This window comes from Mycobacterium sp. 1274761.0 (assembly GCF_001668615.1).
In the GTDB taxonomy this organism is placed as follows: Bacteria; Actinomycetota; Actinomycetes; order Mycobacteriales; family Mycobacteriaceae; genus Mycobacterium.
Window position 1 is genome coordinate 1 of record NZ_LZMC01000010.1, and the last position, 21,473, is coordinate 21,473.

Sequence of the window (21,473 nt, forward strand, 5' to 3'; positions counted from 1 at the left end):
GCAGTGGCTGACGACGTTCGAGGGCGCGGGTCTCGATGGGGTGATCGCCAAACGGCTCGACGGCCCGTACCTTCCGGACAAACGCGTCATGTTCAAGATCAAACATGAGCGCACCGCCGACTGCGTGGTCGCCGGATACCGTCTGCACAAGTCGGGGGCCGACGCCGTCGGCTCATTGCTGCTGGGCTTGTACAAGGACGACGGCAGGCTGGCATCGGTCGGCGTCATCGGCGCCTTCCCGATGGCGAAGCGGCGCCAGCTGCTGCAGGATCTGCAGCCGCTCGTCGCCACCTTCGATGACCATCCGTGGAATTGGGCCGCTCATCTGGCGGCGAACCCCGACGCACGCCGCTACGAGGGCGGTTCTCGCTGGAACGCAGGCAAGGACCTGTCGTTCGTGCCGCTGCGGCCCGAGCGGGTCGTCGAGGTCCGCTACGACCACATGGAAGGCGAAAGGTTCCGCCACACAGCTCAATTCAACCGGTGGCGGCCCGACCGCGACCCGCGTTCCTGCACCTATGCCCAGCTCGAGCGGCCGGTCACCTATGCCCTCGACGACATCGTTTCCGGGTTGAGCTAGGCGATCGCGCCGCGCAGCCATTCGCCGCCATCGAGGTAACGCTGCGCCAGCCGCGCAGTCCCCTCGGCGAACCCGTCAACGAACGCGATCGCGCTGTCGGCGTGCGCATGTGAGGCGACCCACGCCGTCAACTGCAGCCGGCGCAGAATCACGAAGGTCGGGATCATCGCGAGGTGCTCGTCGGGCAGCTTGCGACGAGCACGGTAGCCCGCCAACCAGCCCGCGATCATCGCCTCGGCCTCCGGCGTGTCCTCGATGAACGACACCACCGCGCCGAGGTCGGCGAGATGCCACGACCATCCGCAGTCGTCGAAGTCGATGACGGTGATGGGTCCGCCGGGGACCTCGGGATCGATCATCAGGTTGGCCATCCGCAGGTCGGCGTGGACGAGCCCGAAACGGTCTGGTGCACAACCGAACTCGGCCAGCCGCTGCTGCACCTGCGACGCCGCCCGCTCGATCACGGCCTCGTCGGCGTCGGTGAGCCCCGGCGCATGCCGCCAGTTGCCCCAGCGGGCCTGCGGGCCGATCATCGTCTCGGCATCCCACGAGAACCGGGTGAAATAGTCCGGCGGCTCCCAGCCCTGCACATGATCGTGCATGGTGGCGGTGATGTGGCCCAATTGGTCGAAGCCCACAGCGTCGGGGCGCGCTTCGGCTGTGCACCCGGATACAAACGACACCGCGTCGATGTTGAGCGGATGGTCGTTGCGAACGGCCGTCACCACGTCGCTGCCGTCGGCAGCCGCCACCAGCTGTGGTGTCACCACGTCGGTCTCTTCGCGCAGCGCCGCCATCCACGCCAGCTCCGAGCGGATCGCCTCGAGCGAGTGATAGTCGGCGCGGTGCACCCGCAGCACGATGGGCTTGGCATCGTCGACCAGGTAGGTCGCGTTCTCCGACAGGCTCAACAGCCGCAGCGGTGCATCGGGATCACGCCCGTAGTGCGGCAACGCCGCGCGCGCATACAGGTCATGATCGGGTGGCAGTCCTGACACCTCCACAGTGTGAACGACAGCGCCGGATGCAGCAGACTGGCGTCATCCACCCGCGATGCCGAAGGCGAGGGCCATGAGCTTTTCCAACATCATGGACTCCAACAGCTACCGGGCCGGCGGCAGCGATGATCCGCTGATTGCGACGCGCGAGCGGGTGCTGGGGCCCGCCTACCGCCTGTTCTACGACGACCCCGTCCACCTGGTGCGTGGGGAAGGCAGCTACCTGTACGACGCCGACGGGGTGCGGTTCCTGGACGCCTACAACAACGTGGCCAGCGTCGGGCACTGTCACCCGCACGTGGTCACCGCCGTGGCCGACCAGATGGCGACGCTGAACACCCACACGCGGTACCTGCACCGCGGCATCGTCGAGTACTCCGAACGGTTGTTGGCCACCATGCCGGCCGACGTTGACCAGGTGATGTACGCCTGCACCGGCTCCGAGGCCAACGACCTTGCCCTGCGCGTAGCCGAAATGCATACCGGCGCAAGGGGTGTCATCATCACGCGCGACGCCTACCACGGCAACACGACGGCGACCACCGCCATCTCCCCCTCGCTGGGCGGTGCGACCCGAATCGGCGAGAACGTGCGCGTCGTCGAGCCGCCCGACACCTACCGTGCCGACGACGCCGCGGCTCGCCTCACCGCCGATGTGGCCCGTGCCGCCGAGGCCCTGATCGCCGCCGGCCACGGCGTGAGCTGCCTGATCGTCGACACCGTCTTCTCCTCGGACGGGCTCTACCCCGAACCCGTGCTGGCCCCCGCCGTCGCCGAGGTACGCGGTCGCGGTGGGGTGTTCATAGCCGACGAGGTGCAACCCGGTTTCGCGCGCACGGGCGCGTCGATGTGGGGATTCGAGCGCCACGGGGTCGTCCCCGACATCGTCACGACGGGCAAGCCGATGGGCAACGGCATTCCGATCGCCGCGATGGCTGCCCGCGCCGATGTGTTGGAGGCGTTTGCACGCGGTGTGCCGTACTTCAACACGTTCGGCGGCAACCCGGTGTCGATCGCCGCGGCCTCGGCCGTCCTCGACGTCATCGAAAACGAGGGCTTGTTGGTCAACGCCGTGACAGTGGGAGATGCTCTGAGAGCCGAGCTTTCGGCGATCGACGACCCACGGCTGGGTGACGTTCGCGGCGCCGGTCTCTACATCGGCGTCGAGATCGTGCGTGATCCGAAGACCAAGGAACCCGACCGCGCGGAAGCGCGCCGACTGGTCAACGCGCTACGGCAACGGCATGTGCTGATCTCGGTGTGCGGGCACGACGGCAACGTATTGAAGATCCGTCCTCCGCTGGTGTTTTCAAACCCCGACGTGGATTGGTTCTACAGCGCGTTCACAGGTGCGCTGGGGGTTTAGCCGCGCCGGGCGCAGGGCACGCCAACCGTTATGTCAGTGACAGCATTTCAGGATCTACCGCTCGCCGACCGGGACCGTGAATGGGACGGTGACGCGGCGGAGAAGCGGGTCCGCAAATGGGCGGACGCCGAAGACGGACCGAACGAGAAGTACCGCGACGCCCACGTCTGGTATGACAGCGACAAGAAGGACAACTTCACGGCCTACAAACTTCTGATCGCCGACGTGGTCGACGGCAAACTCACCGCCGTGCCGCGCGGGGTGATGGCCGCCGGCGCGATCGTGGACGGCGCACGCGGCGGCATCGACATCCCGTCCGGCGATGTTGACCGGGTGAAGAGCCACCTCGCCAAGTACTACAAGAAGATGGGCGACACGGCGCCGTGGGAACGCGGGTAAACCGCTAGATTGCGGGCGTGACCTCATCCGGCGCAGGCAGGTTCGCGCCGAGCCCGTCGGCCGATCTGCACATCGGCAACCTGCGCACCGCCGTACTGGCGTGGTTGTTCGCCCGCTCCACGGGTCGACGGTTCCTGGTGCGCGTCGACGACCTCGACGACCGCACCCATGCCGACATCGCGCAGCGTCAGCTGGCCGATCTGGCCGCGATCGGGCTCACCTGGGACGCGCCGCCCGAATGGCAGACCCAGCACCCGCGGCGCTACGACGACGCGGTCGACCAACTAGCCGACCGCGGTTTGCTGTACGAATGCTATTGCAGCAGAAAGGATATCCAGCAGGCGCCGCGCGCGCCGCACGCTCCGCAGGGTGCCTATCCGGGAACGTGTCGCGAACTTTCCGCAGCGCAACGGCAGGTGCGGCGCGAAACCATCGGCCGCCCACCGGCTTTGCGGTTGCGCACCGACGTCACCATCTATACCGTCAACGACATTTTGCACGGCGAATACACCGGAGTCGTCGACGATTTCGTGGTCCGGCGCGGTGACGGGGTGGCCGCATACAACCTGGCCGTCGTCGTCGACGATGCGGCACAGGGTGTCGATCAGGTGGTGCGCGGCGACGATCTGCTGTCGTCATCGCCACGCCAGGCCTACCTTGCGAAGCTGCTCGGCTATCCGGAGCCGACGTATGCGCACGTAGCGTTGGTGCTCAACGGCGACGGCGCGCGGCTGGCTAAACGCGACGGGGCGGTGACGCTGGCCGAGATCGGCGCACGACGCGCGCTGGAGCAGATCGCCGGATCGCTCGGCTGGCAGGCGGCCACCGTCGACGAGATGGTCGAGCAGTTCGACCCGGCCCGGTTGCCGCGCCAGCCGTGGATCTACTCGCCGGCTACCTGACCGGCGAGCGGCCGTTGGCGGCGCGCTGTGCCGCGGCCAGCAGCTCGTCGCGGAACTGCGGATGGGCGATCGCTGCCAGGGCCTCACCGCGCTGCCGCACCGTCTTGCCCTCCAGCTCGGCGGCGCCATACTCGGTGACGATGACGTCGACCTGGTGCCGCGGCGTGGTGATCACCGCGCCGGGCCCGAACCACGGCACAATCCGCGACCGCAGCTGGCCGTCCTTGGTGAACGTCGACGGCAGGCAGATCAACGAGCGGTCCGAGAGTTCGAGTCCGGCGCCGGCGACGAAGTCCTCGGCACCGCCGATTCCGCTGAACTGGCCGCCGTCGAGGGTGTCGGCCACCACCTGGCCGTGCACGTCGATGGCCAGCGCGCCGTTGATCGTCACCATGTCGCTGTTGGCGGCAATCACCTGCGGCGCGTTGACAACGTCGACCGGAAGGAACGCCACGTCGGTGTTGCCGTCCAGCCACCGGTAGAGCTCCGGTGAACCGAATGCAAACGTCGTGACGCTCACGCCGTCGTACTGACCCTTGCACGCGTTGGTGACCTTGCCTGCGCGGTGCAGCTTCATGCAGCCGTCGGTGAACATCTCGCTGTGCAGCCCGTAATCGGTGCCGTCGCCCTCGGCGACCAGCGTGGCGATCTGGTTCGGTATCGAGCCGATCCCTGTTTGCAGCGTGGCCCCCGACGGGATGTAGGCGACGGTGTGCCGGGCGATGGACTTGTCGACGTCGGACGGCGCGGCCTCCCCGCCCGGCAGCGCCAGCGGCGCGTCGGTCGAGTGCACCAAGATGTCGATCTCGTCGATGTGCAGCGCGTGGCGGTACCGCTCGCCCAACCCGAAGGTCCGCGGGTAAGCGTCGGACACCTCGACGATCAGGAGCCGGTCGGGATCGGCGCCCGCGCGGCTCAGTTCATTGATGGTGCCGCCGGAATGCAGCGACAGCGAGCACCAGCCGTCGGCGTCGGGAGGTGTTGCCACCGTGGTCATCACGCGCGGGCACTGTCGTTCGAGCAGCGGTCCGAAGCGCCGAAAGTCGGCCGGGGTGAACTCGATGTCGGCGCCCGCCTCCCGCAGCGCCCGCTCGAGCGGTCCGTAGAACCCGGACAGGTAGTGCACGCCGGGCCGCGAGAAGAGTTCGGTGCCGACCGCAAGCAGTGCGCCGTACACCCGCAGATCGGTCCAGTCCTTTCGCTCGCCCAGCGCGCGCAGGACGGCGGGCGGCTGGCCCGGCCCCAGCGGGATGCCCAGCGTGTCGTCGGGGTTCAGCCGCGCCGCGGCCTGCTCGGCGGAGAGTTCTTCTGGCATGTCAGACGCGGCAGGAGATTTCCATGCTGTCGGAGTCGCGGACCGGAAAGTGCACGCTGACATAGCCGTTGGCGGGGTCGCGCAGGTAATCCAGGTAGGGCTGCAGCCCCGGCATGCTCGTGTTGTCGGCGACGACGAGCGCGCCCGGCGCCAGCCGCGGCTCGAGCAGGTGCAGCACTTGGAGGTACAGGTCTTTCCATCCGTCGAGAAGAACGAATTGCACGGGCCCTTCGACGGAGGCGAGGGTTTCCAGCGCGTCGCCGTGCAACACGGTGATGACGTCGTCGAGGCCCGCGTCGACGAAGTTGCGGCCAGCCACCGCGACCTTGTGTGCGCTGAGTTCGGTGGTCACCACCCGGCCGGCGCCGTTGTCACGCACCGCCGACGCAAGATGGATCGCCGAGATCCCCAGCGACATGCCGAATTCCACCACGGTGGCCGGACGCGACGAGCGCACCAGCGTGTAGAGCAGCCGTCCCGCATCCGGCGTCACCGGCAGGTAGAACTCGCTCAACGCGTCTGCGCGCTTTTGGGCGCTGGCCTCCTCGGGCACCGCGTCGTTGCCGAACATCCGACCCAGCAATGGCATCTGCGCGTCCGCTTCGGCGAACATCCGGTTGAGCGTGGTCGCGACGCGCGCATCGAGCAAGGTGGACGTCATACCCATGACGGTAGTCCACACTGTTCACATGCCCGTCCTGCATATCGAGCACGAGATCAGCGAACTGGCGGTTTGGCTGGAGACGTTCAAGAAATTCGCCCGTGCCCGCGAGCAGGCCGGGGTCACCCGTGCCGAGGTATATCAGCCGAGTGACGACCCGAACTACATCGTGGTCAACCTGGGTTTCGAGACCGTGGACGCAGCAACGAAATTCCGCGAATTTCTGATCAATCAGATATGGACGTCCCCGGAGTCGGCGCCCGCGTTGGTTGGGCTGCCGACGGCCCGCGTGCTCGAGGAAGTGCAGCTGTAACCGGCGGGCTCTACTCGAACTTTCCCGCCCGTTTGTCAGTTTGGGCGTAATAGCGGCCCAGCACCTCGGCGCGCAGCTCGTCGAATTCGCCGGTCCGGATCGCCATGCGAATCTGGTCGACGAGCCTGATGATGAACCGCTCGTTGTGGATTGTGGCCAGGGTGGACGCAAGGATCTCCTTGGCCTTGAACAGATGATGGAGATAGGCGCGTGTGTAGTGCGCGCAGGTGTAGCAGTCGCACTCGGCGTCGATGGGTGTGAAATCGCGGCGGTAGCGCGCGCCGGTGATGTTGAAGCGTCCGGCCGTCGAGTACACCGCCGCGTTGCGCGCCACGCGTGACGGCGACACGCAATCAAACGTGTCGGCGCCTGCGGCCACCGCGTCGAACAGGTCGTCGGGTTCGCTGATGCCCAACAGGTGGCGGGGCTTGTCAGCGGGCAGCTCGTTGCTGACCCAGCCGATGATCGTGGCGAGGTTCTGCTTTTCCAGCGCGCCGCCGATGCCGTAACCGTCGAAGCCGCGGCCGTCCTCATCAACGATCGAGACCAACCCGCGTGCGGCTTGTCTGCGCAGATCCTCATACTGGGCGCCCTGCACCACGCCGAACAACGCCTGGGGGTGGCGGTCGGGGTGGGCCGCGGCGAGCCTGCGGTGTTCGGCCAGGCATCGCACCGCCCACCGGTGCGTGCGCTGCACGGATTCCTCCTGGTAGCCGCGCGTATTCACCAGGGTGGTGAGCTCGTCGAACGCGAAGATGATGTCGGCGCCGATCCGATGCTGGATGCCGATCGACACTTCGGGGGTGAACCGGTGGGTCGAACCGTTCAGATGCGAGGTGAACGTCACGCCGTCGTCGTCGACGCGGGCCAGCCGCTGTTTGCCTTCTGCGATGACGTCGTCAGCCTGCACGCGTTCGGCGTCCATGGCGAGCACCTTGCGGAAACCCGCACCCAGCGACAGCACCTGGAACCCGCCGCTGTCGGTGAACGTCGGGCCCGGCCAGTTCATGAAAGCGCCGAGACCGCCTGCCTCCTCGATAATGTCGGCGCCGGGCTGCAGGTACAGGTGATAGGCGTTGGCCAGAATAGCCTGTGCGCCAAGCTCTTTCATGGCCTCGGGCAGGACGGCTTTGACAGTGGCCTGGGTGCCGACGGCGATGAAGGCGGGAGTGTGGATGTCGCCGTGGGGCGTTCGGATCACACCGGCACGCCCCAGTCGTCCAGGAAGCTCCGCTTCGATGGAAAACGACGGCTCTGCCACGCCGTGTATTCAATCAGCAGGTGGTGCTCAGGCAAATTTCCGGCAATTTCATGACCGCGCCATGGCCGCACTACATACTCTCCTGAGACGGTCCGCGATCTTGACGGGCCGCGACAACAACAAAAGGAGAACACTGGTGAAGCGTGGTTTCGTGGTCGCCGTTGGCGGCGCGGCGATTGTCATCGCCGGCCTGTCGGGCTGTTCATCGGAGAAGAAGTCCGAAACCAGTGGTCCAACGTCATCGGCCGCCTCCGCGCAGGGCAAGAGCACGGTGACGATCGACGGCAAGGACCAGGCCGTGCAGGGCACCGTCGTCTGCAGCACGATGGGCGACAACGTCAACATCGCGATCGGTGATGCCACGACGGGCATCGGTGCCGTCGTCAGCTCGGGCGACAAGCCGACCGTCCACTCCGTCGGCCTCGGCAACGTCAACGGTGCGGTGCTGGGCTTCCAGGAGAACTCCGGTCAGGGCGAGGCCAAGGCCGAGAAGGACGGCAACACCTACAAGATCTCCGGCACCGCTTCGGGAGCGGATATGGCCAATCCGATGGCGGGAATGGTGACGAAGCCCTTCGAGATCGAGGTCACCTGCCCGTAGTTTGATCCACTTGTGAAGCGGCGGCATCCCTTGCGGTGCCGCCGTTTTCTATGCCATTTCTAGGTGGGCACGGTGTAGCCGGCCGCCGACTGGCGCAGCTGCCAGATCTGCGCGGGACACAGTTCGTTGACGGCCTGATTGATCAGATAGGCACCCTGGTAGTAGTCGCTGGTTCCGACGTCACGCTTCACCTCGTCGACGAGCTGCCCGTAACCCACCTTGGCTGCGACACGATCGCAGACGCTGAACCCGTAGTCGAGTGCGGCGTCTGCGTTCGGGAAGTTGTATCCGGGGCGGACGGTCACGTTGACCAGGTAGGCCACCTGGTCAGCGTGCGCCGAGGGTGCACCGGCCAGCGCGATGACCGACAGTGTCGCCGCGGCCAAAACTCGCTTCATGGGATGAGCGTAGTCGGAAAGCCGGGTTGCGACACGGTCACGGATCGATACCTTTCGGTACATCATCGATCCCATTGGCCCCATTGCTCACTATCGTCACATCTGCTCGCGTGGAACGTCGCGGAACGTCAATGCGGCGTCCGGCGCCCCCTCGAAAGGTGTGACATGTCGCCGTTTTCCCGGATCGCCTCGGTACCTGTGGCGTCGGCGGCGGCCGTCGGCCTCGTGGTCTCGATCGTCGTCGCGCCACCCGCCACCGCCGAGCCCTGCACGGGTGCTGCCGCCGAGGCTCAGCCGCCCGCCACGCCGAACGCAACGGCGACTCCGGCGCTGCCGGGGGTGAGTGGACCGCCGATCGGGCACCGGCCGACCAAGGCGAAAGACAGTGCGCCGCTTCCGAACTTGGGCAGGCTGTCGCGGTCGATTCTTAGCGCGTTCACGCCGCAGTCCGCTCGGGTGCAACAGCAGGCCGGCGTGGCGCCTCCACCGGCTCCCCCGCCACCGGTTCCCGACGCAGCGCCCATCGCTGCACCCGCACCGCCCCAGCCCGCGCCGCCCGGCCCGGCGCCGGCGCCGGATCCCGGTTCCCCGCCGGGCACCTCCCTCGTCGGCTGGGTTACCGGACCGCACAGCCCCAACGACACCATCAAGCGGTTTGCGATCACCGGTACCGACCTCGGAATCATGTGGGACAACGGTGATCCCGTGAACAACCAGGTGCTGATGGCTTTCGGTGACACCATCGGGTACTGCAGTGTGCGCGGTAAGCAGTGGCGGTACAACACCATGTTCCGTACCAACGACCGGTCGCTGGGCGAGACGATCAGCATCCCCGACGGCGTGGTCAACAACAAATATTCGGGCTCACCGCTGTGGGCGCCTGCGCTGTCCAAGCAGATCGTCAACAGCATCAAATTCGCGCCATCGGAGACCGGAATCATTCCGACATCCGGAATAGCCGTCGGGACAACGCAATACATGAGCTTCATGTCGATCAGAAGCTGGGACAGTCCCGGTTCCTGGACGACTAACTTCTCAGCGGTGGCGGTGTCCCCAGACAACGGTGAGCACTGGGGCGTCTACCCGCAAAGCGTCCGGCCGGCGTCTCAGGACGCGACGCCGAAGGTCCCGTATGTTCCTGGCGGCGAGAAGTTTCAGGTCGGCTCGTTTCTGAAAACCGGCGACGGCTACCTGTACTCCTTCGGCACCCCGTCCGGGCGTGGCGGACCGGCGTTCGTGTCGCGCGTACCGCAGAACCTGGTTCCCGAACTCAGCCGCTACGAGTATTGGGACGGCGGCAACTGGGTGCCGAGAGACCCCGGCGCCGCGCAGCCGGTGATCCCTGGCCCCATCGGTGAGATGTCGGTGCAATACAACACCCACCTCAAGCAGTTCTTGGCGCTGTACTGCAACGGCAACAACGACGTGGTGGCGCGCACCGCCCCTGCACCACAGGGGCCGTGGGGTCCCGAACAGATGCTCGTCTCGTCCTTCGACTTCCCCGGCGGCATCTATGCGCCGTATCTGCATCCGTGGTCGACGGGCAAGGAGATCTACTACAACCTCTCACTGTGGTCGGACTACAACGTGATGTTGATGAAGACGGTGTTGCCGTAGGCATATCCTCGAAGCGATGAGCGGATCAGAAGCCTTCGATGACATCGTCGCAGCGCTCAACTATCCGATGTTCGTGGTGACAACCAAAGCCGACGATGGTGCCGTCGCAGGGTGTCTGGTGGGCTTCGCCAGCCAGACCAGCATCCGTCCGCCCCGGTTCCTCGTCGGGTTGTCGCGGAAGAATCGCACCTTCCGCGTCGCGCAGCAGTCCACCCATCTGGCAGTCCACGTGCTGTCGCGCGAACATCTTGAAACCGCAGAACTGTTCGGAAGCGAGACCGGCGATGAGGTGGACAAGTTCGCCCGATGTGATTGGGAGGCAGGCCCTTCGGGGTTGCCGATACTGACCGACGCGTCGGCATGGTTCGTCGGGCGCATCGTCGATCGGTTCGATGTCGGCGATCACGTCGGCCATCTTTTGGAGCCCACCGACGGCGACGCATCCGAGATGTCGCGTGACTGGGTGTTGTTCGCCGACGTGCGGGATCTAAACCCGGGGCACGAAGCATGACGCGGTTGACGAGCGTCACCGATCCGGACCAACTGGCAGGGCTCTACGCCGATGCGCCCGAGGGCGTTCGCGCGAACATGATCTTCAGCGCCGATGGTGCCGCTGCTTTCGGTGGCCGCGCCGGCACGCTCTCATGCCCGGCCGACCAGCAGCTGCTCCGCGATCTGCGGGCGTTCGCCGACGTCGTGCTTGTCGGGGCGGGCACGGCGCGCGCCGAGCGGTACGGGCCGGCACGGTTCACTGCGGCACAGGATGTGCTGCGCGGAGCCGCTCAAGGCCTGCCGGTCCCGCCGATTGCGGTCGTCAGCCAGACGGGACAGCTGCCGCCGACGTTGTTCGTTGACCCAGCGCCGTCACCCATCCTGGTGACCAGTAAAAGCGCTGTGCGAACCCACTCGCTGGACAGCGACCCGCGGTGGAGGCTGCTGATGGCGGGCGAGGACTCCGTAGACCTCCCCGGGGCCGTACAACAGCTCCGCGCGTTGGGCATGCCGCGGATCCTGTGTGAGGGAGGCCCCACTCTTCTCGATCAACTCGTCGACGCGGACGTCGTCGACGAAATATGCGTGACCATCGCGCCGCTGTTGGCGGGCAGCCAACCCGTCGGCGTCCGTCCCCTGAGTCGCCAAGCCGTTCCGGCTTCCCTGGAACTGCGTCATGCGGTGTTGCACGACTCTTATCTCTTCCTGCGCTACCGGCGCGGCACCTGACCGCTCTGGGTTGATCATGTCGAGCGGGGGGTACGGGGTGCTGTGCCGCGCGACTGCCGACTTCCACTCGACTGACCTCTCGCGGCGGCCACGCATGCTCAAGAGGAAGCCGCCACCCGTGTCCGAAATCACTGAAGTCGAGCAGCTCCGTGCCGCACTGGAGGCGATGGTCCGGCTCGAGCCTGATTCCCGCGAGGCGCTCCGTCGGATCCGTACCCTCGAAGAACTCGAGAAGTTCCTCGATGGCTTGGGGCGAAAAGACCCGAAAAGCGATGGCGGTGGTGGAGGGATTTGAACCCTATTCGGCTACCTGGTGGCTACTAACGGATACCACGTAGGCTGCGTAAACCCATGACAGACAGGCCTACCTCGATGCGTTCAACAACGGTGACGCGAAAGCGATGGCCGCAGCATGCGCCGACCCCATGCAGATTCTTGACGGAATGTCACCGCACGTGTGGCAGGGACCGACTGCCGCCGAAGACTGGTACGCAGACGCACTGGCGGAGGGCGAACACCTCGGAGTGACCGATCACTACATCGGACTGGGCGAGCCGAAGCATGTTGATGTCAACGGCGACTACGCCTACGTGTTCGCTCCCGCTACCTTCGACTACAACCGCCAGGGGCAAAGCGGTTAATCAACCGACGCGGGCTTTACGGTGGCGCTCCGAAAGGTTGACGGGAACTGGCGACTCACTGCCTGGGCGTGGTCGAAGGGCAACATATAAGGGCGAGGCCGCGCCAACGGAATGTTCAAGCCAATCGCTACCTCGGCGTGAGGGCCGTCAGGCTGCAGGGGATTCGTCCATGGCGAAATACCGGTACAGCGTCGCCCTGGACACCCCCAGGTACTTTGCGATGTCTCTGCCGGTATGGCCATCCGCCTTCATCCTCCGGGCGGTGGCGATGTGGTCGGAGTCAGATACCTTACGGGGCCGCCCGAACTTGGTGCCATTGGTGCGAGACTCGGCTCTCTTCAGTGCCGTTCGTTCCTTGATCAGCTCGCGCTCGTACTCTGCCAGTGACCCAAGAACACCGATCATCATGCGCCCCGCTGGCGTGGATGAGTCGATGCCGTCGGTGACCGACACCAGGGTGACGCCTCGTTCGGTCAGCTCTTTGACGGTCTGCAGGACGTGCAGCATGTTGCGGCCCAGCCGGTCCAACTTCCACACCACGACCGTGTCGCCTTCGCGCACGTAGGCCAACAGGTCGGCGAGGCCTGGCCGGTCGTCGCGCGCACCCGACATGATGTCGGAGAACACCTTGGTGACCCCGGCGGCTGCCAACGCCTCATCTTGTTGACTGAGTGTCTGGGAGACCGTGGAGACTCGGGTGTAGCCGATCCGAGCACCAGTGGCGGGCTTGTTGTCGCGATGACTCATAAGTGACGCAACGCCTCTTATGTGACATCCATTTCTGACACCGACTTTCGAGACAACCCGACCTGGGCGATCCGGTCAGCAAGAGCCAGGGATGCGGTGTCTCACATGTGATCGTTTTTGAGACAGGGCACACCGACAGCCACATGCAGCGATATACGCCCGCTGGACCGACGGCCCGCGACAGGCTGCGTCGTGTCGCAGTAGTACGGACAACTACCGGCACGGACGCCTACCATGCCCAAATGACTGAGCCGGTGATCGTCGAGGAATCGCGTTCGATGTCAGTCAGCCTTGAGGCCGCTTTCCAGGGCACATTAATGATGGACGTGCCCTCTGTGTTCCACCGCTGGTACGGCCCGTTTCCTCCCATACGTCAGGTGCTCGACGACGCCAACACATGGGGCACAGTGGGCCAGACTCGAACACTGAAGATGGCTGGTGGCGGCAGCACCCTAGAGGAATTAATCAAGGTCGATGCGCCGCATTCCTTCGCCTACCACGTGCGAAACATCAGAGGGCCGTTGTCCTTCGTGGCCACTGGCATCGACGGCGAGTTCAAGTTCGCCGCTTCCGGGACAGAGACCACGGCCACGTGGCGCTGGTCGGTTCATCCGCGATCGGCCTTGACCCGACCCGCTGTCAAAATGCTTGGAAAGGCATGGCACGGTTGGGCGCGTCAAGCGCTGGAGGAACTGTCCATCCAGCTTGCCCGCTGACTCCCCCGGCCATCCTGCAGCGTTCGGCCTGTGAAGAACGCCCTGGCTTGAATCAAGCGGAGCCGCTCCCTACTCGGCTTACACTTCCGCCGTGTTCTCCGAGACGCGCTATGCGATGAACGGGGACTTGCGCGTCGCCTATCGGGCATCGCCTCCGGGTGAGCGCGACATCGTGGTGGTCCCGAACTGGTTTACGTGCTGCGAGGTTCTTCCGGAGCTACCGTCCGTTCAAGGGTGGAATGAGGCGATGGCCTCGCTCGGTCGGCTGATTTTCTTCGATCAGCCGGGCACGGGGGCGTCTGATCCCATCGAGCTGGGCGCGTTGCCCACGTTGGAGCAATGGACCGACAGCATCACCTCGGTGCTCGACGACCTCGGGAGTCGCGAAGCGGTTCTAGTCGCGACGAACTGGGCATTCGCGCCCGCTGCGCTGTTCGCGGCGACACATCCGTCACGCACCACGGCGCTGGTCGTGCTCGGCGGTTTCGCAGATGCGGGCGGCACCGCATTCGCTCAAGATGAAACCAAAGCTGCGATATTCCGCTTGTGGGGCAGCGGCAAGAGTCAACATGGGTCTAATCCGGACATGCCGTGGAACGAGGAAATCAGGGCAACCTGGGCACGATTTGAGCGTCTGGCGGCCAGCCCAAAGACGGTGGCTCAGATGGTGCCTCTCGCGCTGGAAATGGATGTGCGGGCGCTGCTTCCGACAGTGCGCGTGCCGACTCTTGTAGTCCAGCACTCCGACCACGTGTTGGTCCCGCTCGCGAAGGGCAAGTACATCGCTGACCGCATACCTGACGCGAAATACGTAGAGTTGCCGGGGCGCAATTTTTACTACTTCGTTGAACCGTGGCGTGCGTCTTTTCAAGAGATCGCCGAGTTCCTCACCGGGCATCAGGCAGAAGTAGCCGATGACCGCGTGCTTGCGACGGTGCTGTTCACCGACATCGTGAACTCCACTCGTCGCGCCGCAACGATGGGTGACCGTGACTGGCATGCGTTGCTTGATGCGCACGACGCCGTAGTCCGCGCACAGCTCAATCGTTTCCGAGGACGAGAGGTGAACAGCACGGGGGACGGCTTCCTCGCGACGTTCGATGGCCCTCAACGGGCGATCCGCTGTGCCCTGGCAATTCGCGACGCGGTGCAAGCACTCGGCATCGAGGTGCGCGCGGGCCTGCACACCGGGGAATGCGAGATACGCGGGGACGACATCGGCGGCATCGCGGTGCACATCGGTGCGCGCGTGAGCGCCCTCGCGGGGGCCAATGAGGTACTCGTCTCAAGCACGCTGCGCGACCTCGTGATCGGGTCGGGGCTGGAGTTCGAGGAGCGCGGCGCTCATCACCTCAAAGGTGTGCCAGGCGAGTGGCACCTCTTCGCCGTCGCGTCTTAGCTACCGGTTCGGTCCCGCCGGGACAACGTGGTCTGCCGATCGGCACCTACTTACAGGCGGCGCTGAGTTCTGCTCGGGCATGGTCGATTTGGTCGTAGGCGTAGCTCACTGCCTCGGCGGTCGTCATAGCTTCGCCCTTGCGGGCAAGGGCTTCGTAGGTCGGGTCGCCGAGAACGTCGCGTAGGTGAGAGATCGCGGTGTTGATCTCGGGAATCCACCTCCCTGTGGTGAGCGGATCGCACGCGTAACCGGCGATGATGGCCGCAGGCCTGAAATGTCCGAGCCGCTCAAGTAAAGCGGCTAGGGCGGTCAGACCACCACGCGTATTGGCTGTATTGCCTGAGTCGTGGAGTTTGCGGATACCCATGACGAAATATTCCAGCGCGGTCAGCGGGTCGCCCGAGTTTGCTTCGTGCAGCGCCATGCTATGCGTAAGGTGGGTCTCGATGGTGCGGTTACCGCTGTCGCGAGCGATGACAAGACCCCGACGTAAGGTCTCCCGGGCGCAGTCGGGATCGGCGTCGCGGAGAACAAGACCATAAGCCATCAACGCGAAACACAGTGCATACGGATTGCGAGTGGCCTCGGCGGCCTCGGTCAGGCCAGTAGCCGCGACCATGGCTTCATGCGGCGTCGCGGACCAAGGCAGCGCGAGGGCCAGGCAAGTCCTAGCCAAGGTGTGAGTGTCGCGACCGGTTGCGATCTGCGTCCGGCACAACTCGACCGATTGCTCGGGCTGCCCAATGACCAGGTATGCGGTGCTGAGCCAGCTTTGTATCCCAAACGGCACCGCGCTGCTGTCATCGGCAACGACCATCTGCCCTGCATCGGCATAACGGGCTGCAGCCTCGATCCGTCCAGTCGTCCAGCACATCGAGGCGATCACATACACAAACCCCAGCCGCGGATGATCCACCGCTCGCAAGGGTTCGACGATTTCTTCGGCCCAGGTGATCGGCTCATAATTCTCGGCGAGAAAACCCACGAACCCCGCGTAGGCGGCGATGGTGGCGGCGCTGTCGATGTCACCCTGGTCGGCGGCCCACCGAAAGGCAGCACGCAGATTGGACAATTCTATGGTGAGCCAGTCGTACGCCTCCCGCTGTAGTGGGCTGTCCCACAGCGCCATGATCTCGGCCTCGCCACCGGCGAAATAGCGGGAGTGAGCGGTACGAATCTCACCTGCCTCACCACGGGCAACGAGTTGTTCTTCGGCGAACTGGCGGATGGTTTCCAGCATTGAAAACCGGGTGCGGCGCAGCGATCGGTCGGCGACGATCAGCGACTTGCGCACCAGCGCATCAAGCACGTCGAGGAGTGCATACTCATCGATCTCGTTCGATCCAGCCACAGCGCAGGCACCTTGGAGGTCAAAGCCGCCCGCGAAGACTGAGCAGCGTTCCAGGACAGTCTTTTCGGTGTCATCGAGAAGGTCATAGGACCATGCCACCGCATGGCGCAGCGTGTGATGGCGTGCCAGGCCCCGGCGTGAACCCACGAGCAAGCGGAAGCGGTGATCCAGGCGATCACGCACCTCGCTGACTGTCATCGATGCCATCCGCGACGCCGCCAGCTCGATAGCCAAGGGGATGCCATCCACCCGCTGACAAATCTCCACCACCGCTGCCGTGTCGTCAGCGTTGGTCAGCAAAAAGCCCGGCGCAGTTCCTTCAGCGCGTTCAACGAATAAGCGCACCGCGCCAGCGTCGATTCCTGATGAGGAGTCAAGCGAGCGGACCAAACGGACCTGCTCCTCGGCGAGACCTAGCACTTCTCGGCTAGTAGCCAACATCCTCGCCGTCGACGACTGCGCCAGGATCGCCTCAATCAGGTCGGCGGCGGCCCCCAGCACATGCTCGCAGTTGTCAATCACTAGCAGCCGGACACGGCCCTCTTGAGCTGCGGCCACCGATTCGGTCACGCTCTTGCCGGGCTGCTGGGTCACGCCCAAGACTGCTGCCACCGCGTCAGGGACAGCCGCTGGATCGGTGACCGCTGCGAGTTCGAAAAACCACACACCGTCAGGAAACTCATCGGCCAGCCTTGCGGCGACGTCCATCGCCAGCCGTGTCTTTCCAACCCCGCCAACACCGGTCAGTGTCACTAGCCGGTGTGACTTGACCGCCGCTTTGATATCCGCGACCTCAGACTCGCGCCCGATCAAGCTCGTGGTTGGTGGACGCAAGTTTCCGGGGGTTGTGTCCAGCGCCCGCAGCGGCGGGAATTCCGTCCGCAGGCCCGCTGCCCGAACTTGAGAGACTCCGACCGGCATCGGCACATCGCGTAGCCGTCGTGGCCCCAGATCAAGTAGGTCTACTCCGCCAAGGAGACCCGCTGTCGACTCAGCCACGAGAATCTGACCCCCGTGCCCGGCAGCCATCACACGCGCGGCCCGGTTCAAGACAGCACCGAAGTAGTCGCCGTCACGTACCTCGGCCTCGCCGGTCGCCAGCCCCATCCGCACCGGCAATTCCAGAGCACGCTGAGCGGCTATGGCAGCATCCACCGCTGACTTCGGCAAGGAGAAAGCCGCGCACACCCCGTCGCCGGTGTGCTTGAACAAGAACCCGTCGTGGGCTTCGATCACCTTGCGTAGCACCTTGTCGTGGTCGGCGAGTGCCTCTCGCATGGCATCGGCGTCCGTCTCCCACCGACGGGTTGACCCCTCCACGTCGGTGAACAGAAAGGTCACCACACCTGACGGCGGGTCCCCCGCAGACACCCGATCAGGATGTCACAAAACGCCCACGTCAAATCGCCAATTGCGACCATGCCGATCTTGACGGCCCCGGCGACCGGGTTGCCCGTTTCCAGGGCCACAGCGCACCAGACGTTGGAGACTGTCGGACATGCTCGCTATGCCCCTTCCCGTAGCCGGAGAGCGCCAATCCCTACTTGAGTACCTCAAGTACCAACACACCGCGTTCCTCGCCGTCTTGCACGGCGTGACCGAGGAACAAGCCCGCTGCACCCCAACTGTCAGCGCATTCTGCCTCGGATCACTGTTGAAGCACGTGACGCTTCAGCAGTACGCATGGACGCTGGCGGTGACCTCACCAGACCTGCGTCCCGATGACCCACGGTCGCTGCTCGGCATGATGAGCGACTTCGTCAACAGGGAAGTCTTCCGCGACGACGAAACCCTTGATGGCCTGACGGCAGGTTTCCGTGCGCAGAACGCCGAGACGCTGCAGGTATTCGCGGAGGCCGACTTGGATGCCACCACCATTGCTATACCTGACCACATCCATGGCATCTTCCAAGTTCCCCACTGGACAGTGCGCTGGGTGCTGATGCACATCATCGAGGAGTTCGCCCGCCACGCTGGTCACGCCGACATCATCCGTGAATCCATCGACGCGCAACGATGTACGAGCTGCTCTTTGCCCTGGACGGCTAGCGGCCTAATTTGAAGGATCGCTGTTGTGGCTGAGGCCAAAGACCTGCACGGCAGCCGACTTACCCTTCAGCGCATGCGATCCCCGGTCGACGAGACCGGGAGGGCGAGAACCGAAAGCCTCGACGGTTTGGTCTGTCAGCAGGATCGTGTCACCCGTGGTCTTCGTGAGCTGCTCCACGCGGGCAGCGACATTGACTGCGTCACCGATCAAAGTGAACTCTAGCTTGCTGCCGCCGCCGATGGTTCCCGCGATCACCACACCGGTGTTGATCCCGATGCCGATCCGAAGCTTCCCACCGAATCGCTCTGCCACGAGGCGCTGAATCAGAACAGCGGCGTTCAGTGCCGCATCAGCATGGTCTGCAAGGTCATTCGGTGCACCGAACACGGCTAGCGCACCATCACCCAGGAACTTGTTCACATGCCCACCGCCATCGACGACAGCGGGCACCACGATCTCGAACAGGGCGTTGAGGCGGGCGACGACATCCTCGGCGGGGTTCGTCTCGGCGAAGGGGGTGAAGTCGCGGATGTCGACGAACATCACCGTCACCTCCCGGCGCTCACCGGTGAACACATCGTCACCCTGGTCAAGAAGCTTGGTCGCCAGGCTGGGGTCCACGTAGGTGCCGAACGCGGCTTGAAGTCGTTGCCGCTCAGCCAAGCCCGCCTGCATCCGGTTAAACGACGCACCGAGCGCACCAAGATCATCGTCTTGGACCACCGGCAGGCGCTGACTGTAGTCTCCAGCCGCAACCCGTTCGGTCCCTTCGGCGAGGTCGCGAATGGGACGAAGTGCTGGCAGGACAATGGCACCCACGGCATTCGGTGCCGCGAGCGCGAGCGTCAACGCGGCCCCGATCACGACGAAGAGCACGGGAACCTTCCCAGCCCGGTCAAACACCACGGCTCCCAGCATCGCGGCCTGGGCGGAGAACGCGAACGCAGACGCCAGCATCGACAGGTTCAACCACGCGGCAAAAGTCGGACGAGAGCGAGGAAGGGCGTCACCAATCCCGGTATCCCCTGCCAAAGCAACCCTGGCCGGTCGCAATGCTCCTTCCACAAAGCTGTGGGCACCAACCAGATTTGCGGCAATTCCCATAGCTGCCCCGAAAATCGCGTATTGGACTAGCCGCGACTCGCTCGCCCCTGCTATCGCAGCGACCACGACGGCAAGCAGTGCCGAGATAACCGGCCAAACTGCCAACCCTCGAACAGCCGCTGCGCGAGTCCAGGCGTACGTGTCCCTCAGAGCCGCTGCACGATCAACATCACAGCCAGCCGCCCACCGCTGCGCGATGTGGAACGGTCGGCTGCCGGGAAGAATCACCGCGTAAGTCAACACCGCCACAGCGACACCGGTGACGGCACACGCCTCGACGTAACGACTCGACTTTTCGAACGCGACCACGCCGAGCGACAAGATCAAGGACACCGAAAGTATCGAGGCGAAGAAAACTGCGCAGACCACCCACGAATACCTCGCCGCATACCTATCCCACGCCCACTGCCAGATGCGATCCATGTCGGGAGAGTATGACGTCCGCTACCTGCGATCTGCTGGAATGAGCACGGTGACGGCTGGCTCGTGGGGGCCACATCCGCGCCGTCGTCAAGCAACAGGAAGTGGGTGTGGTCTTCATAGCCTGCTCTTGAGCATCTGGTGAGGACCGGTGACAGCTTCCATACCCCTACCGCCTGCTCCTTTTTTGTCGCGTTTTCAACGGGCCTCACCAGGGGTAGACCGGCGTCGTGCACGACCGAAGATTCGAGTTCCACTTCACCACTCAATACCAGCTGGCGGGATTGCCGTTCGGTGTCAGACCTTCTACATGTGAGGTTCGGGTGGGTGCCGGTCGGCTGACTGCCCGGTTCGGCCCGTGGCAGGTGCAGACCGCACTGGACAACATCGCCGACGTGTCTATCACCGGCCCCTACGCCTTCATCAAGACCGCCGGTCCTGGCCACTTGTCGTTCGCTGACAGAGGACTGACGTTCGCAACCAACGGGGATCGCGGCGTGTGCCTTGTCATGGTTGAACCCATTCGTGGTATCGACCCGTTCGGGCTGCTCCGGCATCCCAATCTCACACTGACGGTGGCTGATTGCGACGGTTTGGCGGACATCGTCCGAGACAGGTAGCACCGTGGCGGCTAGTACTAGATCGCCGTGCTCGCGCGCGCAGGATTGCCCTTTGACTTCCTAGCCGCGAGTTCACTTCACGTTCTCCAACATCGCTTTGGCGATTCGTTCGGCATACGGGGACGCCCAACTTGGGTTCTTGGGCCATCCGACATTGGGGTCGTAGGTGCTGACAATATTCGGTACCGCGCAGCCCCGCGCTTCTACAACGACGTTCCAGCGCACTCCGAGTGAATGTTGGCAAGCGTCAGGACCGTTCTCGCCGCCGTTGGTCGCCATCGCAACCGAGATGACGTCATCGTCGCGCCGGACGTTGCCCAATCTGTAACCGGCGGCGTTCTCATATCCGAGGCTCGCAGAGACTTCGTCGGTCGTACATGATTTCCACTGCGACTCCGCCGCATTGAAAAAGTTCTGCGCCGCTCCGGCTGACGGGAACACCGCTGCTGTCTTGAAATAAGTGCGGCTCTCCAGTGGAACCGGGGTACAGATTGCCGAACGTCTGCGTCTTGGTCTGCTCCATATCGCTGGCGGTGTACACGGCGTGCTCACCGGTGAACACCACCCCGACACACGACGCAGGTTTTACCTGGGCCGAATGATCGCTGGTCCCGTAGGAGGAAGATTGCAGCGCTATTTCGCCCGCTCCGCCGCCTGCCGGATCATCCGTGACGGAGGTTCCAACGAGTCTTGCGGGTTCACGTCGCACCGATGTGGGCATCGCGAGGAGTCAATGAGATCAGCGTCCGGGATGTGGAGGCGTGGGTCGCCCATATGGTGAAGAACGGCGGAG

The 21,473-nt window shown here is 64.5% G+C and carries 25 protein-coding genes; 15 read left to right on the plus strand and 10 right to left on the minus strand.

Annotation, left to right across the window (positions count from 1 at the left end):
* A partial coding sequence (locus tag A5651_RS01575) for an ATP-dependent DNA ligase (protein ID WP_156662503.1) occupies nucleotides 1-580 on the plus strand: 580 nt, incomplete at its 5' end.
* On the opposite strand, the gene A5651_RS01580 is transcribed toward A5651_RS01575, so the two are convergent.
* The gene (locus A5651_RS01580; protein ID WP_066974955.1) at nucleotides 577-1,578 is read right to left on the minus strand and encodes a phosphotransferase enzyme family protein; all 1,002 of its coding nucleotides are present in this window, start codon (nucleotides 1,576-1,578) and stop codon (nucleotides 577-579) included. The genes A5651_RS01575 and A5651_RS01580 overlap by 4 nt on opposite strands.
* A gap of 73 nt (nucleotides 1,579-1,651) precedes the next feature.
* Between A5651_RS01580 and A5651_RS01585 the strand changes: the two genes are divergently transcribed.
* From A5651_RS01585 to gluQRS, 3 genes are read left to right on the plus strand one after another with little or no spacing between them, the layout of a single operon-like run.
* Nucleotides 1,652-2,944 (plus strand): aspartate aminotransferase family protein, encoded by a 1,293-nt coding sequence (locus A5651_RS01585; RefSeq protein ID WP_066974891.1) that lies wholly within the window; start codon nucleotides 1,652-1,654, stop codon nucleotides 2,942-2,944.
* A gap of 30 nt (nucleotides 2,945-2,974) precedes the next feature.
* Nucleotides 2,975-3,343 carry a hypothetical protein gene (locus A5651_RS01590; protein WP_066974893.1) on the plus strand — a complete coding sequence of 123 codons (369 nt, stop codon included), beginning with the start codon at nucleotides 2,975-2,977 and terminating at the stop codon, nucleotides 3,341-3,343.
* 8 nt (nucleotides 3,344-3,351) lie between these two features.
* On the plus strand, nucleotides 3,352-4,245 hold the full coding sequence (gene gluQRS, locus A5651_RS01595) for a tRNA glutamyl-Q(34) synthetase GluQRS (protein ID WP_369803899.1): 894 nt from the start codon (nucleotides 3,352-3,354) through the stop codon (nucleotides 4,243-4,245).
* On the opposite strand, the gene A5651_RS01600 is transcribed toward gluQRS, so the two are convergent.
* Both A5651_RS01600 and A5651_RS01605 read right to left on the minus strand, forming a co-directional pair.
* The gene (locus A5651_RS01600; RefSeq protein WP_066974898.1) at nucleotides 4,238-5,560 is read right to left on the minus strand and encodes an acetyl-CoA hydrolase/transferase family protein; all 1,323 of its coding nucleotides are present in this window, start codon (nucleotides 5,558-5,560) and stop codon (nucleotides 4,238-4,240) included. The genes gluQRS and A5651_RS01600 overlap by 8 nt on opposite strands.
* A 1-nt stretch (nucleotide 5,561) precedes the next feature.
* Nucleotides 5,562-6,221, minus strand: coding sequence for an O-methyltransferase (locus A5651_RS01605; RefSeq protein ID WP_066974957.1), 660 nt, complete (start codon nucleotides 6,219-6,221; stop codon nucleotides 5,562-5,564).
* Nucleotides 6,222-6,249: 28 nt separating this feature from the next.
* Here A5651_RS01605 and A5651_RS01610 point away from each other — a divergent pair, with 28 nt between their 5' ends.
* The gene (locus tag A5651_RS01610) at nucleotides 6,250-6,534 is read left to right on the plus strand and encodes a hypothetical protein (protein WP_066974959.1); all 285 of its coding nucleotides are present in this window, start codon (nucleotides 6,250-6,252) and stop codon (nucleotides 6,532-6,534) included.
* 10 nt (nucleotides 6,535-6,544) lie between these two features.
* On the opposite strand, the gene tgt is transcribed toward A5651_RS01610, so the two are convergent.
* Entirely contained in the window at nucleotides 6,545-7,795 is a 1,251-nt protein-coding gene (tgt, locus tag A5651_RS01615) for a tRNA guanosine(34) transglycosylase Tgt (protein WP_066974900.1), read from the minus strand.
* Nucleotides 7,796-7,931: 136 nt separating this feature from the next.
* On the opposite strand from tgt, the gene A5651_RS01620 reads away from it, so the two are divergent.
* A complete protein-coding gene (locus A5651_RS01620; protein WP_066974902.1) occupies nucleotides 7,932-8,396 on the plus strand; it encodes a lipoprotein LpqH in 465 nt (154 codons plus the stop codon).
* Nucleotides 8,397-8,455: 59 nt separating this feature from the next.
* Here A5651_RS01620 and A5651_RS01625 read toward each other — a convergent pair whose 3' ends face one another.
* Nucleotides 8,456-8,794, minus strand: coding sequence for a DUF732 domain-containing protein (locus tag A5651_RS01625; protein WP_066974961.1), 339 nt, complete (start codon nucleotides 8,792-8,794; stop codon nucleotides 8,456-8,458).
* A 165-nt stretch (nucleotides 8,795-8,959) separates the two neighbouring features.
* On the opposite strand from A5651_RS01625, the gene A5651_RS01630 reads away from it, so the two are divergent.
* The 5 genes from A5651_RS01630 to A5651_RS01650 all read left to right on the plus strand — a co-directional run bounded on the left by A5651_RS01630 (nucleotide 8,960) and on the right by A5651_RS01650 (nucleotide 12,273).
* Nucleotides 8,960-10,411 carry a DUF4185 domain-containing protein gene (locus A5651_RS01630; protein ID WP_066974904.1) on the plus strand — a complete coding sequence of 484 codons (1,452 nt, stop codon included), beginning with the start codon at nucleotides 8,960-8,962 and terminating at the stop codon, nucleotides 10,409-10,411.
* 16 nt (nucleotides 10,412-10,427) lie between these two features.
* The gene (locus tag A5651_RS01635) at nucleotides 10,428-10,922 is read left to right on the plus strand and encodes a flavin reductase family protein (protein WP_066974906.1); all 495 of its coding nucleotides are present in this window, start codon (nucleotides 10,428-10,430) and stop codon (nucleotides 10,920-10,922) included.
* A complete protein-coding gene (locus A5651_RS01640; RefSeq protein ID WP_066974908.1) occupies nucleotides 10,919-11,632 on the plus strand; it encodes a pyrimidine reductase family protein in 714 nt (237 codons plus the stop codon). Before A5651_RS01635 ends, A5651_RS01640 begins: the two co-directional genes overlap by 4 nt.
* A 118-nt stretch (nucleotides 11,633-11,750) precedes the next feature.
* Nucleotides 11,751-11,927, plus strand: coding sequence for a hypothetical protein (locus tag A5651_RS25170; protein WP_156662505.1), 177 nt, complete (start codon nucleotides 11,751-11,753; stop codon nucleotides 11,925-11,927).
* A gap of 106 nt (nucleotides 11,928-12,033) precedes the next feature.
* Entirely contained in the window at nucleotides 12,034-12,273 is a 240-nt protein-coding gene (locus A5651_RS01650) for a hypothetical protein (protein ID WP_231988488.1), read from the plus strand.
* A 147-nt stretch (nucleotides 12,274-12,420) separates the two neighbouring features.
* Here A5651_RS01650 and A5651_RS01655 read toward each other — a convergent pair whose 3' ends face one another.
* Nucleotides 12,421-13,020 carry a recombinase family protein gene (locus tag A5651_RS01655; RefSeq protein ID WP_066974912.1) on the minus strand — a complete coding sequence of 200 codons (600 nt, stop codon included), beginning with the start codon at nucleotides 13,018-13,020 and terminating at the stop codon, nucleotides 12,421-12,423.
* 242 nt (nucleotides 13,021-13,262) lie between these two features.
* Here A5651_RS01655 and A5651_RS01660 point away from each other — a divergent pair, with 242 nt between their 5' ends.
* Nucleotides 13,263-13,736, plus strand: a complete 474-nt coding sequence (locus A5651_RS01660) for an SRPBCC family protein (protein WP_066974914.1) — start codon at nucleotides 13,263-13,265, stop codon at nucleotides 13,734-13,736.
* A 91-nt stretch (nucleotides 13,737-13,827) separates the two neighbouring features.
* Nucleotides 13,828-15,135, plus strand: a complete 1,308-nt coding sequence (locus tag A5651_RS01665; RefSeq protein ID WP_066974916.1) for an adenylate/guanylate cyclase domain-containing protein — start codon at nucleotides 13,828-13,830, stop codon at nucleotides 15,133-15,135.
* Between the two features lie 46 nt (nucleotides 15,136-15,181).
* On the opposite strand, the gene A5651_RS01670 is transcribed toward A5651_RS01665, so the two are convergent.
* Together A5651_RS01670 and A5651_RS26175 are read right to left on the minus strand one after the other, a co-directional pair.
* Nucleotides 15,182-17,827, minus strand: a complete 2,646-nt coding sequence (locus A5651_RS01670) for an adenylate/guanylate cyclase domain-containing protein (RefSeq protein ID WP_066974963.1) — start codon at nucleotides 17,825-17,827, stop codon at nucleotides 15,182-15,184.
* Nucleotides 17,824-17,955, minus strand: a complete 132-nt coding sequence (locus A5651_RS26175) for a hypothetical protein (protein WP_255361779.1) — start codon at nucleotides 17,953-17,955, stop codon at nucleotides 17,824-17,826. Before A5651_RS26175 ends, A5651_RS01670 begins: the two co-directional genes overlap by 4 nt.
* A 29-nt stretch (nucleotides 17,956-17,984) precedes the next feature.
* On the opposite strand from A5651_RS26175, the gene A5651_RS01675 reads away from it, so the two are divergent.
* Nucleotides 17,985-18,548 (plus strand): DinB family protein, encoded by a 564-nt coding sequence (locus A5651_RS01675; protein WP_231988490.1) that lies wholly within the window; start codon nucleotides 17,985-17,987, stop codon nucleotides 18,546-18,548.
* Here the strand turns inward: A5651_RS01675 and A5651_RS01680 are convergent.
* Nucleotides 18,540-20,063, minus strand: coding sequence for an adenylate/guanylate cyclase domain-containing protein (locus tag A5651_RS01680; RefSeq protein WP_066974918.1), 1,524 nt, complete (start codon nucleotides 20,061-20,063; stop codon nucleotides 18,540-18,542). The genes A5651_RS01675 and A5651_RS01680 overlap by 9 nt on opposite strands.
* Nucleotides 20,064-20,383: 320 nt before the next feature.
* Between A5651_RS01680 and A5651_RS01685 the strand changes: the two genes are divergently transcribed.
* Entirely contained in the window at nucleotides 20,384-20,680 is a 297-nt protein-coding gene (locus A5651_RS01685) for a hypothetical protein (RefSeq protein ID WP_156662507.1), read from the plus strand.
* 72 nt (nucleotides 20,681-20,752) lie between these two features.
* Here A5651_RS01685 and A5651_RS01690 read toward each other — a convergent pair whose 3' ends face one another.
* Nucleotides 20,753-21,121 carry a sensor domain-containing protein gene (locus A5651_RS01690; RefSeq protein ID WP_066974922.1) on the minus strand — a complete coding sequence of 123 codons (369 nt, stop codon included), beginning with the start codon at nucleotides 21,119-21,121 and terminating at the stop codon, nucleotides 20,753-20,755.
* Nucleotides 21,122-21,473 lie beyond the last annotated feature (352 nt).